The 16,313-nt window shown below is 71.9% G+C and carries 15 protein-coding genes; 13 read left to right on the top strand and 2 right to left on the bottom strand.

Annotation, left to right across the window (positions count from 1 at the left end; translation table 11 throughout):
• Window positions 1–15 precede the first annotated feature (15 nt).
• The 4 genes from thrS to IE305_RS10355 all read left to right on the top strand — a co-directional run bounded on the left by thrS (window position 16) and on the right by IE305_RS10355 (window position 4,718).
• A complete protein-coding gene (gene thrS, locus IE305_RS10370; protein ID WP_190129217.1) occupies window positions 16–1,992 on the top strand; it encodes a threonine--tRNA ligase in 1,977 nt (658 codons plus the stop codon).
• Between the two features lie 65 nt (window positions 1,993–2,057).
• A complete protein-coding gene (locus tag IE305_RS10365; protein WP_190129216.1) occupies window positions 2,058–2,618 on the top strand; it encodes an HIT family protein in 561 nt (186 codons plus the stop codon).
• Window positions 2,619–2,718: 100 nt separating this feature from the next.
• Window positions 2,719–3,516, top strand: coding sequence for a polysaccharide deacetylase family protein (locus IE305_RS10360; RefSeq protein WP_190129215.1), 798 nt, complete (start codon window positions 2,719–2,721; stop codon window positions 3,514–3,516).
• A complete protein-coding gene (locus tag IE305_RS10355; RefSeq protein WP_190129214.1) occupies window positions 3,513–4,718 on the top strand; it encodes a YncE family protein in 1,206 nt (401 codons plus the stop codon). Before IE305_RS10360 ends, IE305_RS10355 begins: the two co-directional genes overlap by 4 nt.
• A 24-nt stretch (window positions 4,719–4,742) precedes the next feature.
• Here the strand turns inward: IE305_RS10355 and IE305_RS10350 are convergent, their stop codons facing one another.
• Together IE305_RS10350 and IE305_RS10345 are read right to left on the bottom strand one after the other, a co-directional pair.
• On the bottom strand, window positions 4,743–6,395 hold the full coding sequence (locus IE305_RS10350; RefSeq protein ID WP_190129213.1) for an AbeC-like domain-containing protein: 1,653 nt from the start codon (window positions 6,393–6,395) through the stop codon (window positions 4,743–4,745).
• Between the two features lie 198 nt (window positions 6,396–6,593).
• Window positions 6,594–8,801, bottom strand: a complete 2,208-nt coding sequence (locus tag IE305_RS10345; protein WP_190129212.1) for an elongation factor G-like protein EF-G2 — start codon at window positions 8,799–8,801, stop codon at window positions 6,594–6,596.
• A 244-nt stretch (window positions 8,802–9,045) separates the two neighbouring features.
• On the opposite strand from IE305_RS10345, the gene pgsA reads away from it, so the two are divergent.
• The 9 genes from pgsA to ruvA all read left to right on the top strand — a co-directional run bounded on the left by pgsA (window position 9,046) and on the right by ruvA (window position 16,200).
• Window positions 9,046–9,708, top strand: coding sequence for a phosphatidylinositol phosphate synthase (gene pgsA, locus IE305_RS10340; RefSeq protein ID WP_190129211.1), 663 nt, complete (start codon window positions 9,046–9,048; stop codon window positions 9,706–9,708).
• A complete protein-coding gene (locus tag IE305_RS10335) occupies window positions 9,705–10,646 on the top strand; it encodes a phosphatidylinositol mannoside acyltransferase (RefSeq protein WP_190129210.1) in 942 nt (313 codons plus the stop codon). Before pgsA ends, IE305_RS10335 begins: the two co-directional genes overlap by 4 nt.
• Window positions 10,643–11,809 (top strand): glycosyltransferase family 4 protein, encoded by a 1,167-nt coding sequence (locus tag IE305_RS10330; RefSeq protein WP_190129209.1) that lies wholly within the window; start codon window positions 10,643–10,645, stop codon window positions 11,807–11,809. Before IE305_RS10335 ends, IE305_RS10330 begins: the two co-directional genes overlap by 4 nt.
• Before the next feature lie 48 nt (window positions 11,810–11,857).
• A complete protein-coding gene (locus IE305_RS10325; protein ID WP_190129208.1) occupies window positions 11,858–12,400 on the top strand; it encodes a hypothetical protein in 543 nt (180 codons plus the stop codon).
• An 86-nt stretch (window positions 12,401–12,486) separates the two neighbouring features.
• On the top strand, window positions 12,487–13,404 hold the full coding sequence (gene pdxS / locus IE305_RS10320) for a pyridoxal 5'-phosphate synthase lyase subunit PdxS (protein WP_373311563.1): 918 nt from the start codon (window positions 12,487–12,489) through the stop codon (window positions 13,402–13,404).
• A 130-nt stretch (window positions 13,405–13,534) separates the two neighbouring features.
• Window positions 13,535–14,128: a pyridoxal 5'-phosphate synthase glutaminase subunit PdxT gene (gene pdxT, locus IE305_RS10315; protein WP_190129207.1), complete on the top strand. Its 594-nt coding sequence runs from the start codon at window positions 13,535–13,537 to the stop codon at window positions 14,126–14,128.
• A 60-nt stretch (window positions 14,129–14,188) separates the two neighbouring features.
• Window positions 14,189–14,938 carry a YebC/PmpR family DNA-binding transcriptional regulator gene (locus tag IE305_RS10310; protein ID WP_190129206.1) on the top strand — a complete coding sequence of 250 codons (750 nt, stop codon included), beginning with the start codon at window positions 14,189–14,191 and terminating at the stop codon, window positions 14,936–14,938.
• A 123-nt stretch (window positions 14,939–15,061) separates the two neighbouring features.
• Entirely contained in the window at window positions 15,062–15,592 is a 531-nt protein-coding gene (gene ruvC / locus IE305_RS10305; protein ID WP_190129205.1) for a crossover junction endodeoxyribonuclease RuvC, read from the top strand.
• On the top strand, window positions 15,589–16,200 hold the full coding sequence (gene ruvA, locus IE305_RS10300) for a Holliday junction branch migration protein RuvA (RefSeq protein ID WP_190129204.1): 612 nt from the start codon (window positions 15,589–15,591) through the stop codon (window positions 16,198–16,200). Before ruvC ends, ruvA begins: the two co-directional genes overlap by 4 nt.
• The last annotated feature ends 113 nt before the right edge of the window (window positions 16,201–16,313 follow it).

Below are 16,313 nucleotides of genomic sequence, written 5' to 3'. Positions count from 1 at the left end.
CGTCAGGAGAGACCGGTGTCAGACGTCCGTGTGATCATCAAACGCGATTCCGAGCGGGAAGAGCGCGTGGTGACGACGGGCACTACGGCCGCCGACCTCTTCGCCGGTGAGCGCACCATCGTCGCCGCGCGCGTCGCGGGCGAGCTGAAGGACCTCGCGTACGAGGTCGCCGACGGCGAGGAGATCGAGCCCGTCGAGGTCTCCTCCGAGGACGGCCTGAACATCCTGCGCCACTCGTGCGCCCACGTCATGGCCCAGGCCGTGCAGGAGCTCTTCCCCGAGGCCAAGCTGGGCATCGGCCCGCCGGTCAAGGACGGCTTCTACTACGACTTCGACGTGGAGAAGCCGTTCACCCCCGATGATCTCAAGCTCGTCGAGAAGCGCATGCAGGAGATCATCAAGCGCGGGCAGAAGTTCGCCCGCCGCGTCGTCACCGACGACGCGGCCCGCGAGGAGCTCGCCGACGAGCCGTACAAGCTGGAGCTCATCGGCCTCAAGGGCTCCGCCGCCCAGGAAGAGGGCGCGAACGTCGAGGTGGGCGCCGGCGAGCTCACCATCTACGACAACCTGGACCCGAAGACGGGCGAGCTGTGCTGGAAGGACCTCTGCCGTGGTCCCCACCTGCCGACGACCCGCCTGATCCCGGCGTTCAAGCTCATGCGCAACGCCGCCGCCTACTGGCGCGGCAGCGAGAAGAACCCGATGCTCCAGCGCATCTACGGCACCGCCTGGCCGACCAAGGACGAGCTGAAGGCGCACCTCGACTTCCTCGCCGAGGCAGAGAAGCGCGACCACCGCAAGCTCGGCTCCGAGCTGGACCTCTTCTCCATCCCCGAGCAGATCGGCTCCGGCCTGGCCGTCTTCCACCCCCGTGGCGGCATCATCCGCCGCGTCATGGAGGACTACTCGCGCAAGAAGCACGAGGAGGCCGGCTACGAGTTCGTCTACACCCCGCACGCCACCAAGGGGCAGCTGTTCGAGACCTCGGGCCACCTGGACTGGTACGCCGACGGCATGTACCCGCCCATGCAGCTCGACGAGGGCGTGGACTACTACCTCAAGCCCATGAACTGCCCCATGCACAACCTGATCTTCGACGCGCGGGGGCGTTCGTACCGCGAGCTGCCGCTGCGGCTGTTCGAGTTCGGCACGGTGTACCGGTACGAGAAGTCGGGCGTGGTCCACGGCCTCACCCGGGCCCGGGGCTTCACGCAGGACGACGCGCACATCTACTGCACCCGTGAGCAGATGGGCGAGGAGCTCGACCGCACCCTCACCTTCGTGCTCGACCTGCTCCGCGACTACGGCCTGACCGACTTCTACCTGGAGCTCTCCACCAAGGACCCGGAGAAGTTCGTCGGCACGGACGAGGCGTGGGAGGAGGCCACCGAGACGCTGCGCAAGGTGGCCGAGAAGCAGGGCCTGGAGCTCGTGGCCGACCCGGGCGGTGCGGCGTTCTACGGGCCGAAGATCTCGGTGCAGGCCAAGGACGCCATCGGCCGGACCTGGCAGATGTCGACGATCCAGCTCGACTTCAACCTGCCGGAGCGTTTCGACCTCGAGTACACCGCGGCCGACGGCACCAAGCAGCGCCCGGTCATGATCCACCGCGCGCTGTTCGGCTCCATCGAGCGGTTCTTCGCCGTGCTGCTGGAGCACTACGCGGGCGCCTTCCCGGCGTGGCTGGCGCCGGTGCAGGCGGTCGGCATCCCGGTGGGTGACGCCCACGTGGCGTACCTCCAGGAGTTCGCCGCCGAGGCGAAGAAGAAGGGCCTGCGGATGGAGGTCGACGCCTCCTCGGACCGCATGCAGAAGAAGATCCGGAACCACCAGAAGGCCAAGGTTCCGTTCATGATCATCGTCGGTGACGACGACATGAACGCGGGCACGGTCTCCTTCCGCTACCGCGACGGGTCGCAGGAGAACGGCATCCCGCGCGACGAGGCCCTCGCCAAGGTCGCCAAGGCCGTCGAGGACCGCGTCCAGGTCTGACCGCCCGACGGCCGTACCGGCCGGCCGGGAGAGCCCCGGAGCGCACGCAGCGCTCCGGGGCTCCTATGCTTCACCCCATGACGACTGAGCCGGAGCAGCAGTTCGGAGTGGGGACGCCCGATGCGTTCCAGCGCCTGTGGACCCCCCACCGGATGGCCTACATCCAGGGTGAGAACAAGCCCAGCGGGCCGGGGGCCGGCGACGGGTGCCCGTTCTGCTCGATCCCGGCCAAGAGCGACGAGGACGGGCTGATCATCGCCCGGGGCGAGCGCGTCTACGCCGTGCTCAACCTCTACCCGTACAACGGCGGGCACTGCATGGTCGTCCCCTTCCGGCACGTCGCCGACTACACCGAGCTGGACGAGGCCGAGACCGCCGAGCTGGCCGACTTCACCAAGCGCGCCATGCGGGCGCTGCGCGAGGCGTCCGGGGCCCACGGGTTCAACATCGGCATGAACCAAGGCAGCGTCGCGGGTGCCGGCATCGCCGCCCATCTGCACCAGCACATCGTTCCGCGCTGGGGCGGCGACACCAACTTCCTGCCCGTCGTCGGCCACACCAAGGTCCTGCCGCAGCTCCTCGCCGACACGCGCAAGATGCTCGCCGACGTCTGGCCGGCCGTCTGACGGGGCGACTCAAGACACGTTCGCGGCGAGATTCGGGCAAATAGCACGAAATTCTTTCCGAAGAAGCTCTAATGAGACGGTGACCCTTCACCGTCGTGGCGTGCTGCGCGCAGCCGCCGGTGGCGCCCTCGCCGGGGGCGTCCTGCCGGCCGTCGTGGGCTGTGGCGGGGACGGCCGGACGGCCGGCGGGGCGGTGCCGGCCTCCTCGTCGCCGCACCCGGCGGCCCCGCGCCGGGGCTCCGCCGCCGTACCGCCCGGCCGGCAGCCGCTGGTGCTGCCGAAGCTGCCCGCCGGGCTGCCGGCGCAGATCGAGCACGGGGAGCGCCGGACGAGGGCGGTGGCCCTCACCTTTCACGGGCGGGGCGACCCGCGGTCGGCCGAGGCCGTCCTGGGCGAGGTGGAGCGGGCCGGGGCGCGGGTGACCGTGCTCGCGGTCGGGGACTGGCTCGACGCCTCGCCGCAGATGGCCCGGCGGGTGCTGGACGGCGGGCACGAACTGGGCAACCACACCATGCGGCATCTCAACATCTGCGCGCTGCCCGCGCAGGCCGCCTACGCCGAGATCACCGAGTGCGCGGACCGGCTGCGCCGGCTGACGGGCGGCATCGGCCGCTGGTTCCGGCCGTCGAAGGCGCGGCGCGCCACCGAGCAGGTGGTGCGTCTGGCGCGCCGCGCCGGGTATCCGTACGTCCTGTCCTACGACGTGGACTCGCTCGACTTCACCGACCCGGGTGCCGACGCGGTGCGGCGCGCCGTGCTGGACAAGGTGCGCCCGGGGTCCGTGGTGAGCCTGCACTTCGGGCATGCGGGCACGGTGGCCGCGATGCCCGCGATCCTCGACGGCCTGCACCGCCGCGGTCTGCGTGCGGTGACGACTTCGGAGCTGCTGAGCCAATGATCCCGTTCTCCTCCCGTCGTGCTTCCTTCCGTACCCACGCCGTGTTCGCCGTCGTGTCCTCGCTGCTGGTGGCCGGGCTGGTGGCCGGCTGTGGTGGTGGTGAGGACGGGGACGGCGGGCGGGGGCCGCGCGGGGCCCGCAGTCAGGGGGCGGCGCGGGGTATGCCGCAGGGGTTGCCGGGGATGCCGCCGTTGCTGGATCCGGACGACCTGTATGCGGCGGACCGGCCGAATGCGCTGTCGCCGGTGGTGAAGGACTTCCCGTCGCGGGTGTACGTGCCGAATACCGAGTCGGACACGGTGAGCGTGATCGATCCGGAGACGTACAAGGTGATCGAGACGATTCCGGTGGGCCGGCAGCCGCAGCACGTGGTGCCGTCGTGGGACCTGAAGACGTTGTGGGTGAACAACGACCGGGGGCACACGCTGACGCCGATCGACCCGGCGACGGGCAAGGTGGCGGGCAAGCCGGTGGATGTGCACGACCCGTACAACCTGTACTTCACGCCGGACGGGAAGTACGCGGTGGTGATGGCGTCGATGGACCGGGAGCTGGTGTTCCGGGACGCGCACACGATGAAGCGGATGAAGACGGAGCACGTGGACTGTCTCGGGGTGAACCATGCGGACTTCTCGCCGGACGGCCGGTACTTCATCGTGTCGTGCGAGTTCTCGGGGGAACTGCTGAAGGTCGACACGGCGCGGATGAAGGTGATCGCCAAGCAGAAGCTGCCGTTCGAGGGGGCGATGCCGCAGGACGTGAAGATCTCCTCGGACGGGAAGACCTGGTACGTCGCGGACATGATCGCCGACGGGGTGTGGGTGCTGGACGGGGACAAGTTCACCGAGCCGTGGCTGATGAAGACGGGCAAGGGGGCGCACGGTCTGTACGTCAGCCGGGACTCGAAGTCGATGTACATCTCCAACCGGGGCGAGGGTTCGGTCTCGGTGCTGGACCTGCCCAGCCGCAAGCTGGTGAAGAAGTGGGAGCTGCCGGAGGGCGGGAGCCCGGACATGGGTGGGGTGTCGGCGGACGGCAAGGTGTTGTGGCTGTCGGGCCGGTACGACAGCGAGGTGTACGCGATCGACACGCGGGACGGGCACCAGATCGCGAAGATCAAGGTGGGGGACGGGCCGCACGGGCTGGCGGTCTATCCGCAGCCCGGCCGGTACTCGCTGGGTCACACGGGCATCTTCAGGTGAGCACGTGAGCGCCCGTCCCGGGGCTCAGGCGTTGTAGACGTCGGCCTGGCGGGGGGTCGGGTCCTGGATGGCGCCGCTGAGGTTGCCGGCGCGGCTCTCGAAGCGTTCGGTGTCGACGCCGTGGTCCTTGAGGACCTTGAGGGTGGCCTCGTGGACGACGCGCAGGACGGGCGTGGCGGCGCGCAGGGCGTCGTCGGCCATGAAGCGGTGCCGCCAGGGCTTGTCGGCCCAGGCGTGGCGCAGTCCGAAGGGCTCGGGGAGGACGAGTTTGCCGCCCCAGTACTCGAGGAGCGGGGGGTACCAGGTGAGGGGGGCGCGGGCGGCGAGGCGGACGACTTCGCGGGGTTCGACGACGGGGAGGGTGCGGGTCCAGGTCTCCCAGAACTTCAGGCCCTTGCGGAAGGTCTTGGTGCGGCTCTTCGGCTTGGCGTTGAAGACGGAGTGGGTGGGGCCGAGGGCGTGGCCGGTGACCTCGATGCGCAGGGTCTTGTGCAGGACGGTGACGTTGACGAGCAGGGTGATGACGAGCTGGCCGTCCCAGAGGACGAACTGGACGCCGAGGTAGTGGCGGTCGCCGCTGCCGAAGTGCTGTTTGTCGCAGATCTCCTGGAGCTGGGCGCCGCTGATGCGGAAGGCGGCGTCGGTGCCGCCGGGGCGGGAGACGGCGCCGGCGCCTTCGCCGACGGGGACGACGACCCAGTGTTCGACCTGGGGCGGGGTGAGGCCGCCGGTGTTGACGGGGGTGCGTTCGAGGAGCTGGAGGCGGTCGTGGACGGCGCGGACGATGTCCCAGCTGCGGAAGGGGGCGATGTCCTTGCCGGGTTCGGCGGGGTGGAGTTCCTCGGCGAGCTGCCAGCTGCCCCAGCGGGTGCCCATGCCGAGTATGCCCTTGGGGCCGGCGTAGAAGACGACGTTGCTGCGTTGTTCGGCGGAGATGCGCTCGAGGTTCTGGCGGAGTTGTTCGGCGGCGTTCTCGCCGGGGGTGCGGGGGACGGCCTCGGGGATGCGGGCGGGGACGCCGCCGCCTTCGAGGAGGCCGGTCCAGCGTTCCCGGAGGTCCTTGGCGGTGCGTTCGCAGACGGTCTTGGCGAGCAGGCCGCCGATGGCGGGGACGACGACCATGGCGCGCAGGTAGAGGCCGAGGAGGCCGCCGAAGGGCATTTTGACGAGGAAGAGGACGACGAGGCCGCCGAGGACGACCATCAGGAGGGTGCCCATGGCGCCGGCGCGTTTGTCCTGGGCGCCGGCGAGGCTGCGGCGCAGCTGGAAGGCGCCGAGCCAGAGGAGCAGGCCGGGCAGGAAGAGCAGGCCGCACAGGACGGTGATGAGGGTGAGCCGGGCGTCGCGTTCGCGGCGGATGCGGTTGGCGGCCAGGCAGTGTTCGACGATGACCTGGGGTTCGAGGCCGAAGGACTGGATGAGGGGTTTGCGGCCGCTGCCGAGCATGCGGGTCTGGACGGCGCGGGCGAAGGCTTCGCCGAGGTTGGGTTCGAAGAGGGAGATGCGGGGTTTCTTGACCTCGGAGGTGGCCCAGTCGGAGTTGGCCTTGAGGAGTTCGTCGACGGGGCCGTCGCGGTAGGCGGCGGAGGCCAGGGCCTGGGTGGCCGCGGTCTGTCCGGCGCCTCCGGCGACGGGTACCTGTGCCCCCGGGGTGAAGTCGTACGCGTCTCCTGCCACTGCTGCCCCCCACGCCTGCGCGGTCCGGTGCGCCGGCTGTTTCCGACTGCTGCCCTCCCGACTGTGTCATGGGCCGCGTGCTCAGCGTAACGGGGCGTGGCGGTGGCGGGGGTGGAGATGGGGGAGAACGGACGGCCGTCCGCCGCAAGTGAGTTGGGGCGGACGGTCGTATGTGCCGTTTGTGGTGGTACAGGGGAACTAGCCGCCGTTGGGGGCTTCTTCGCGGACGCGGTCGGCGATCTGGGGCGGCATGGGTTCGTGCCGGAGGTAGCGGCGGCTGAAGCGGCCGGTGCCGTGCGAGAGGGAGCGCAGGTCGACGGCGTAGCGGCCGATCTCGATCTCGGGTACTTCGGCGCGGACGAGGGTGCGGCCGCTGCCGGACTGTTCGGTGCCGACGACGCGGCCGCGGCGGCCGGAGAGGTCGCTCATGACGGGGCCGACGTAGTCGTCGGGGACGAGGACCTGGACGTCGGCGACGGGTTCGAGGAGGTGGATGCGGGCTTCGGCGGCGGCTTCGCGCAGGGCGAGGGCGCCGGCGGTCTGGAAGGCGGCGTCGGAGGAGTCGACGGAGTGGGCCTTGCCGTCGACGAGGGTGACGCGGATGTCGACGAGGGGGTGTCCGGCGGCGATGCCGCGGGCGGCCTGGGCGCGTACGCCCTTCTCGACGGAGGGGATGAACTGGCGGGGCACGGCGCCGCCCACGACCTTGTCGACGAATTCGATGCCGGAGCCCTCGGGGAGCGGTTCGACCTCGATCTCGCAGATGGCGTACTGGCCGTGGCCGCCGGACTGCTTGACGTGCCGGCCGCGGCCGGTGGCGCGGCCGGCGAAGGTCTCGCGCAGCGACACCTTGTGCGGGACGACGTCGACCTGGACGCCGTAGCGGGTGCGCAGGCGTTCCAGGGCGACGTCGCGGTGGGCCTCGCCGAGGCACCACAGCACCACCTGGTGGGTGCCGGGATTCTGTTCGAGCCGCATGGTGGGGTCCTCGGCGACGAGCCGGGCGAGGCCGTGGGAGAGCTTGTCCTCGTCGGCCTTGCTGTGTGCCTCGATGGCCACCGGGAGGAGCGGGTCGGGCATCAGCCAGGGCTCCATCAGGAGCGGGTCGTTCTTGCCGGAGAGGGTGTCGCCGGTCTCGGCGCGGGTGAGTTTGGCGACGCAGGCGATGTCGCCGGCGACGGCCTGGGCGAGCTGGCGCTGCTGTTTGCCGAAGGGGGAGGAGAGGGCGCCGACGCGTTCGTCGACGTCGTGGGCCTCGTGGCCGCGGTCCTCCAGGCCGTGTCCGGAGACGTGGACGGTCTCGTCGGGGCGGAGGGTGCCGGAGAAGACGCGGACGAGGGAGACGCGGCCGACGTAGGGGTCGGAGGCGGTCTTGACGACCTCGGCGGCGAGCGGGCCGTCGGGGTCGCAGGTGAGGGCGGGGCGGGGCCGGCCGTCGGGGGTGGTGACGGCGGGGGCCTCGCGTTCGGTGGGGCTGGGGAAGCCGCCGGTGATCAGTTCGAGGAGTTCGACGGTGCCCAGGCCCTGGCGGGAGCCGTCGGTGGCGGGGGCGGCGGCCAGGACGGGGTGGAAGCTGCCGCGGGCGACGGCGCGTTCCAGGTCCTCGATGAGTGTTTTGACGTCGATCTCCTCGCCGCCGAGGTAGCGGTCCATGAGGGTCTCGTCCTCGCTCTCGGCGATGATGCCCTCGATGAGCCGGTTGCGGGCCTCCTCGATCAGCGGCAGCTGGTCCGCGTCGGGTGCGGACTCGGTGCGGGTGCCGCCGGAGTAGTCGAAGACGCGGCCGCTGAGGAGGCCGGCGAGGCCGGTGACGGGGCGGTGCCCGTCGGGGCCCTCGGGGCCGTGCAGCGGCAGGTAGAGGGGGAGCACGTTCTCGGCCGAGTCGCCGCCGAAGGCGGCCCGGCAGGTCTCGGTCATCTCCTCGAAGCCGGCGCGGGCGGTCTCCAGGTGGGTGAGGACGATGGCGCGGGGCATGCCCACGGCCGCGCACTCGTCCCACAGCACGCGGGTGGCGCCGGTGACGCCCTCGGTGCCCTCTGCCGCCGAGACGACGAAGAGGGCCGCGTCCGCGGCGCGCAGACCGGCCCTCAGCTCCCCCAGGAAGTCGGCGTACCCGGGGGTGTCGAGTAGGTTGATCTTGATGCCGGCCCATTCGACGGGCACCAGTGACAGCTGGACCGAGCGTTGCTGGCGGTGTTCGATCTCGTCGTGGTCGGAGACCGTCGCGCCGTCCTCGACCCGGCCGGCCCGGGTCACCGCGCCCGTGGCCAGCGCCAGCGCCTCCACCAGCGTGGTCTTGCCGGACCCGGTGTGGCCGACCAGGGCCACGTTCCGGATCGCCCCGGGCCGGTCGGCCGTGACGGCCCTGCCGGCGGCCCCTGGGTGCGTACTCGTCTTCTCGCCCATGTGTCTCGCCTCCCGGTCGACACCTGCGGTCCTTCGAGCTTTCCACCGTGGTCACCCTGCGTCCATACATGGCACACGTTCCCGTACACCCCGCGCGCCCGCACCTCCGCGCGACCGGGCGCGTGACCGGTGGCGGCTGCCCCTCGGGTGACGCGTGCGCGGGCCGCCCGGGCGGCCTGGCTACGATGGGCCAGCCGGTGGCCTTCCGACCACCCGGCCCGCTTTCGACCCTTACGGGAAGGCCATGCTGAACAAGTACGCGCGTGCTTTCTTCACGCGTGTTCTCACGCCGTTCGCCGCCCTGCTCATCCGGCTGGGCGTCAGCCCCGACGCGGTGACCCTCATCGGCACCGGTGGAGTGGTCACGGGCGCGCTGGTCTTCTACCCCCGGGGCGAGTTCTTCTGGGGCACGGTCGTCATCACGCTGTTCGTCTTCTCCGACCTGGTCGACGGCAACATGGCCCGTCAGCTGGGCCGGTCCAGCCGCTGGGGCGCCTTCCTGGACTCCACGCTCGACCGGGTGGCCGACTCGGCGATCTTCGGCGGCCTGGCCCTGTGGTACGCGGGCGGCGGCAACGACGACATGCTGTGCGCGGTGGCCATCTTCTGCCTGGCCAGCGGTCAGGTCGTGTCGTACACGAAGGCGCGCGGCGAGAGCATCGGGCTGCCCGTGGCCGTCAACGGCCTGGTCGAGCGCGCCGAACGGCTGGTCGTCTCGCTGGTCGCGTGCGGCCTGTCGGGCCTGCACACGTTCGGCGTGCCGCACATCCAGGTGCTGCTGCCCGTGGCCCTGTGGATCGTGGCCGTCGGCAGCCTGGTCACGCTGATCCAGCGCGTGGTGACGGTGCGTCGCGAGTCGGCCGAGGCGGAGGCCGCCGCGGCGGCCGGCGGGGGAGAGGGCGCGTGAGGGACCGGCTGACGGACGCCCTGTACGGGCTGGGCTGGGCGGCCGTCAAGAAGCTGCCCGAGCCCGTGGCCGCCGGCCTCGGCCGGCGGATCGCCGACATCGCCTGGAAGCGGCGCGGCGCGGGCGTCCTGCGGCTGGAGGCCAACCTCGCCCGGGTGCTGCCCGGTGCGCCGCCCGAGCGGCTCGCCCGTGTCTCCCGGGCCTGTCTGCGCTCGTACATGCGCTACTGGATGGAGTCGTTCCGGCTGCCGGTGTGGACGCCCGAGCGCATAGCGCGCGACGTCACCGTCGACGGTGCCGACCGGCTCAAGGACAGCCTGGCGTCCGGCCGCGGCGTCGTGCTGGCGCTGCCGCACATGGCCAACTACGACCTGGCCGGCGCCTGGGTCACCACCCACCTGGGGGTGCCCTTCACCACCGTCGCCGAGCGGCTGAAGCCCGAGACGCTCTTCGACCGGTTCGTCGCCTACCGCGAGGGCCTGGGCATGGAGGTCGTGCCGCACACCGGCGGCAGCGCCTTCGGCACGCTGGCCCGCCGGCTGCGCACCGGCGGCCTGGTCTGCCTGGTCGCCGACCGCGACCTGTCCGACTCCGGGGTCGAGGTCGGCTTCTTCGGCGAGACCGCAAAGATGCCCGCCGGCCCCGCCATGCTGGCCCTGCGCACCGGCGCGGACCTGCTGCCGGTCACCCTCTGGTACGAGGGCGCACGGATGCGGGCGCGGGTGCACGAGCCGGTGCGGGCGCCCTCCGGCGGCACCCGGCCGGAACAGGTCGCGGCCATGACGCAGCAGCTGGCCGACGCCTTCGCCGCCGGCATCGCCGAGCACCCGGAGGACTGGCACATGCTCCAGCGGCTCTGGCTCGCCGACCTCGGGAAGAACGGCAAGCACGGCGAGCAAGGGGAACAGGGGAAGCAGGGGGAAGGGGAGCAGCAGTGAGGATCGGCATCGTCTGCCCGTACTCCTGGGACGTCCCCGGCGGCGTGCAGTTCCACATCCGCGACCTGGCCGAGCACCTGCTGCGCGGGGGCCACGAGGTGTCCGTGCTGGCCCCCGCGGACGACGACACGCCGCTGCCGCCGTTCGTCGTGTCCGCGGGGCGCGCCGTGCCCGTCCCCTACAACGGCTCGGTGGCCCGCCTCAACTTCGGCTTCCTCTCCGCCGCCCGGGTGCGCCGCTGGCTGCACGACGGCGACTTCGACGTCATCCACATCCACGAGCCGACCTCGCCGTCGCTGGGCCTGCTGGCCTGCTGGGCGGCGCAGGGGCCGATCGTCGCCACGTTCCACACCTCCAACCCGCGCTCCCGCGCCATGATCGCCGCGTACCCGATCCTCCAGCCGGCGCTGGAGAAGATCAGCGCGCGCATCGCGGTGAGCGAGTACGCGCGCCGCACGCTCGTGGAGCACCTGGGCGGCGACGCCGTCGTCATCCCCAACGGCGTGGACGTCGGCTTCTTCGCCGGCGCCGAACCGAAGCCGGAGTGGCAGGGCGGCACCATCGGCTTCATCGGCCGCATCGACGAGCCGCGCAAGGGGCTGCCGGTGCTGATGCGGGCCCTGCCGCGCATCCTGGCCGAGCGGCCGGGCACCCGGCTGCTGGTCGCCGGCCGCGGCGACGAGCAGGAGGCCGTCGCGGGCCTGCCGCCGGAGATGCGGGGCCGGGTGGAGTTCCTCGGCATGGTGAGCGACGAGGACAAGGCACGGCTGCTGCGCAGCGTCGACGTGTACGTGGCCCCGAACACCGGCGGCGAGTCGTTCGGCATCATCCTGGTCGAGGCCATGTCGGCGGGCGCCCCGGTGCTGGCCAGCGACCTCGACGCGTTCGCGCAGGTGCTGGACCGGGGCGCGGCCGGGGAGCTGTTCGCCAACGAGGACGCGGACGCGCTGGCCGGGGCGGCGCTCCGGCTGCTGGGCGACCCGGAGCGCCGCAAGGAACTGAGCGAGCGGGGCAGCCGCCACGTCCGGCGCTTCGACTGGTCGACGGTGGGCGCGGACATCCTGGCGGTGTACGAGACGGTGACGGACGGCGCGGCGTCGGTGGCCACCGACGAGCGCACGGGGCTGTGGGCCCGGCTGAAGCCGAGCCCGTCGGGGGACTGACCGGGACCGGCCGGGCCCGGCGGCGGGCGAACGGTAACGTGATCGCGCGTGACCACCCTCATCTGGATCGTCGTCGTCCTCGTCGCCGTAGGCGTCTACCTCAGCTGGACCGCCGGCCGCCTCGACCGCCTGCACACCCGCATCGACGCCGCCCGTGCCGCGCTCGACGCGCAGCTGCTGCGCCGGGCCTCCGTCACCCAGGAGCTGGGCACCGCCGGGGTCCTCGACCCGGCCGCCTCGATGGTGCTGTACCAGGCCGCGCACGCGGCCCGGCAGGCCGAGGAGGAGCACCGCGAGGTCGCCGAGAGCGAGCTGAGCCAGGCACTGCGTGCCGTGTTCGCCGAGGCGCCGCAGGTGGAGGCGGTGCGGGAGGCGCCGGGCGGTGAGGAGTCGCTGGCCGAGCTGACGGAGGCGGTGCGCCGCGTGCCCATGGCGCGGCGGTTCCACAACGATGCGGTGCGGGCCGCGCGGGCCCTGCGCCGGCACCGTACGGTGCGCTGGTTCCGGCTGGCCGGGCACGCGCCGTTCCCCCTGGCGTTCGAGATGGACGACGAGCCGCCGGTGCCGCTGGCGGAGCGAACAGGCCACTGACCTCGAATTGGCTCTTTTTCCGGGGGGTGCGGCCTGGTTTTGATGGCTTCGCAGGATCACCACCCCCTGATGAGTGAGGTCACATCGTGTCCACCCCCAGCACGTCGTCCGTCGCGCCCCAGCCGGAGACCGGCACCGCCCGTGTGAAGCGCGGCATGGCCGAGCAGCTCAAGGGCGGCGTGATCATGGACGTCGTCACCCCCGAGCAGGCGAAGATCGCCGAGGACGCCGGCGCGGTCGCGGTGATGGCCCTGGAGCGCGTCCCCGCCGACATCCGCAAGGACGGCGGCGTGGCCCGCATGTCCGACCCGGACATGATCGAGGGCATCATCGACGCGGTCTCCATCCCCGTCATGGCCAAGTCCCGCATCGGCCACTTCGTCGAGGCCCAGGTCCTGCAGTCCCTCGGTGTGGACTACATCGACGAGTCCGAGGTCCTCACCCCGGCCGACGAGGTCAACCACTCCGACAAGTGGGCGTTCACCACCCCCTTCGTCTGCGGCGCCACCAACCTCGGCGAGGCCCTGCGCCGCATCGCCGAGGGCGCGGCCATGATCCGCTCCAAGGGCGAGGCCGGCACCGGCAACGTCGTCGAGGCCGTCCGCCACCTGCGCCAGATCAAGAACGAGATCGCCAAGCTGCGCGGCTTCGACAACCACGAGCTGTACGCCGCCGCCAAGGAGCTGCGCGCCCCGTACGAGCTGGTCAAGGAGGTCGCCGAGCTCGGCAAGCTGCCGGTCGTGCTGTTCTCCGCCGGCGGTGTGGCCACCCCGGCCGACGCCGCGCTGATGCGCCAGCTGGGCGCCGAGGGCGTCTTCGTCGGCTCCGGCATCTTCAAGTCCGGCGACCCGGTCAAGCGCGCCGCCGCGATCGTCAAGGCCACCACCTTCTACGACGACCCGAAGGTCATCGCGGACGCCTCCCGCAACCTGGGCGAGGCCATGGTCGGCATCAACTGCGACACCCTGCCCGAGTCCGAGCGCTACGCCCAGCGCGGCTGGTGACGACGGACCGGCCCCGCCGGTCACCGTGAGCCCCGTCCCGCCGGGCGGCCGCGCCCCGCGGCCGCCCGGCGGGCGTGTTTGCTCCCCCGCTCCCCGCTCCTGTCAGCTTCCCGTCCGAGAGGTCCCACCCGTGTCCACCCCCACCATCGGCGTCCTCGCCCTCCAGGGCGACGTCCGCGAGCACCTGGCGGCCCTGGCCACCGCCGACGCCCTGGCCCGGCCGGTGCGCCGGCCCGAGGAGCTGGCCGAGGTCGACGGCCTGGTCATCCCGGGCGGCGAGTCCACCACCATGTCCAAGCTCGCCGTGATCTTCGGCATGCTGGAGCCGCTGCGCGAGCGCGTCCGCGCCGGCATGCCCGTCTACGGCACCTGCGCCGGCATGATCATGCTGGCCGACAAGATCCTGGACGGCCGCGAGGACCAGGAGACGCTCGGCGGCATCGACATGATCGTGCGCCGCAACGCCTTCGGCCGGCAGAACGAGTCCTTCGAGGCCACGATCGACATGGCGGGCGTCGAAGGCGGCCCCGTCGAGGGCGTCTTCATCCGCGCCCCCTGGGTCGAGTCGGTCGGCGGCGCGGTCGAGGTGCTCGCCACCCACGACGGTCACACCGTCGCCGTGCGCCAGGGGAATGTGCTGGCCACGTCCTTCCATCCCGAGCTGACCGGCGACCACCGGGTGCACGCCCTGTTCGTGGAGATGGTGCGCGCGGGGCGGTCCTGAGATCCCGGTAGGATCTCAGTCGTTCGTTCCGGAATGGGTTACGCGAAGGAGACAGGCGAGATGTCCGGCCACTCTAAATGGGCTACGACGAAGCACAAGAAGGCCGTGATCGACGCCAAGCGCGGCAAGCTCTTCGCGAAGCTCATCAAGAACATCGAGGTTGCGGCCCGGATGGGCGGCGTCGACCTGGACGGCAACCCGACGCTGTACGACGCCGTCCAGAAGGCGAAGAAGCAGTCGGTCCCGAACAAGAACATCGACTCCGCGATCAAGCGTGGTGGCGGTCTCGAGGCCGGTGGCGCCGACTACGAGACGATCATGTACGAGGGCTACGGCCCCAACGGCGTCGCCGTGCTCATCGAGTGCCTCACCGACAACCGCAACCGCGCCGCCGGTGACGTCCGCGTCGCCATGACCCGCAACGGCGGCTCGATGGCCGACCCGGGCTCGGTGTCCTACCTGTTCAACCGCAAGGGCGTCATCATCGTCCCCAAGGGCGAGCTGACCGAGGACGACGTGCTCGGCGCCGTCCTGGACGCCGGTGCCGAGGAGGTCAACGACCTCGGCGAGAACTTCGAGGTCATCAGCGAGGCCACCGACCTGGTCGCGGTGCGCACCGCCCTCCAGGAGGCCGGCATCGACTACGACTCGGCCGATGCCAACTTCGTCCCCACCATGCAGGTGCAGCTGGACGAGGAGGGCGCGAAGAAGATCTTCAAGCTGATCGACGCGCTCGAGGACAGCGACGACGTGCAGAACGTCTACGCCAACTTCGACGTCTCCGACGAGGTCATGGAGAAGGTCGGCTGACAACGGCCACCACGACGGGCCGGCGGGAGCATCCCGCCGGCCCGTCGTGCTTGTCCGGCGTTGTCAGTGGTGGCCGATAACCTGCCGGGGCAGATGACACGGGTGACTGGAGGAGGGGGCGTCATGCGGGTGCTGGGCGTGGACCCGGGGCTGACCCGGTGCGGCGTCGGCGTGGTGGAGGGCACGGCCGGCCGGCCGCTGCACATGGTCGGCGTCGGCGTGGTCCGCACCCCCGCCGAGGCGCCCGTCGCCGAGCGCCTCGTCCTCATCGAGCGCGGCATCGAGCAGTGGCTCGACGAGCACCGGCCGGAGTACGTGGCCGTCGAGCGCGTCTTCAGCCAGCACAACGTACGGACGGTCATGGGCACCGCCCAGGCCAGCGCCGTCGCCATGCTGTGCGCCGCCCGGCGCGGACTGCCCGTCGCCCTGCACACCCCCAGCGAGGTCAAGGCCGCCGTCACCGGCTCCGGCCGGGCCGGCAAGGACCAGGTCGGCGCCATGGTCACCCGGCTGCTGCGGCTCGACGCGCCCCCGAAACCCGCCGACGCCGCCGACGCCCTGGCCCTGGCCATCTGCCACATCTGGCGGTCCCCGGCGGTGAACCGCCTGCAGCAGCTGGCCGCCTCCGTACAACTCCCGAAGGGCACCCGATGATCGCCTTCGTCTCCGGGCCGGTCGCGGCCCTCGCCCCCGATGCCGCCGTCGTCGAGGTCGGCGGCGTGGGCATGGCCGTGCAGTGCACGCCGGCCACGCTCGCCCGGCTGCGCGTCGGCGAGCCCGCCCGGCTCGCCACGTCGCTGGTGGTCCGCGAGGACTCGCTGACGCTGTACGGCTTCGCCGACGACGACGAACGCCAGACGTTCGAGCTGCTCCAGACCGCGAGCGGGGTCGGGCCGCGGCTGGCCCAGGCCATGCTGGCGGTGCACAGCCCGGACGGGCTGCGGCGCGCGTTCGCCGCGGGCGACGAGAAGGCGCTGACGGCGGTGCCGGGCATCGGCAAGAAGGGCGCGCAGAAGCTCCTGCTGGAGCTGAAGGACCGGCTGGGCGAACCCCTGCGCGGCGCGGCCCCCGCGCCGGCGCCGGCCGGCGCCCCCGGCTGGCGGGACCAGCTCCACGCGGCGCTGGTGGGCCTGGGGTACGCGGCACGCGAGGCGGACGAGGCGGTGGCGGCGGTGACGCCACAGGCGGAGGCGACGGAGGGCACGCCCCAGGTGGGCCAGCTGTTGCGCGCCGCGCTGCAGTCGCTGAACCGCGCACGCTGAGATGTGCCCGTTCGGGGGCTCCGCCCCATCAAGCCCGTCCGGCGTTTGAGGACACCGCCGCGGTAGCGGTGGGGGCACCTCCCAGCGGTAGCTGGGGGAGGTTGAAGGCGGGG

The sequence above is a fragment of the Streptomyces mashuensis genome, from assembly GCF_014654785.1.
Classification (GTDB): Bacteria; Actinomycetota; Actinomycetes; order Streptomycetales; family Streptomycetaceae; genus Streptomyces; species Streptomyces mashuensis.
The sequence above is the reverse complement of the archived record's forward strand: the minus strand, read 5'-3'. Positions and strand labels throughout refer to the sequence as shown.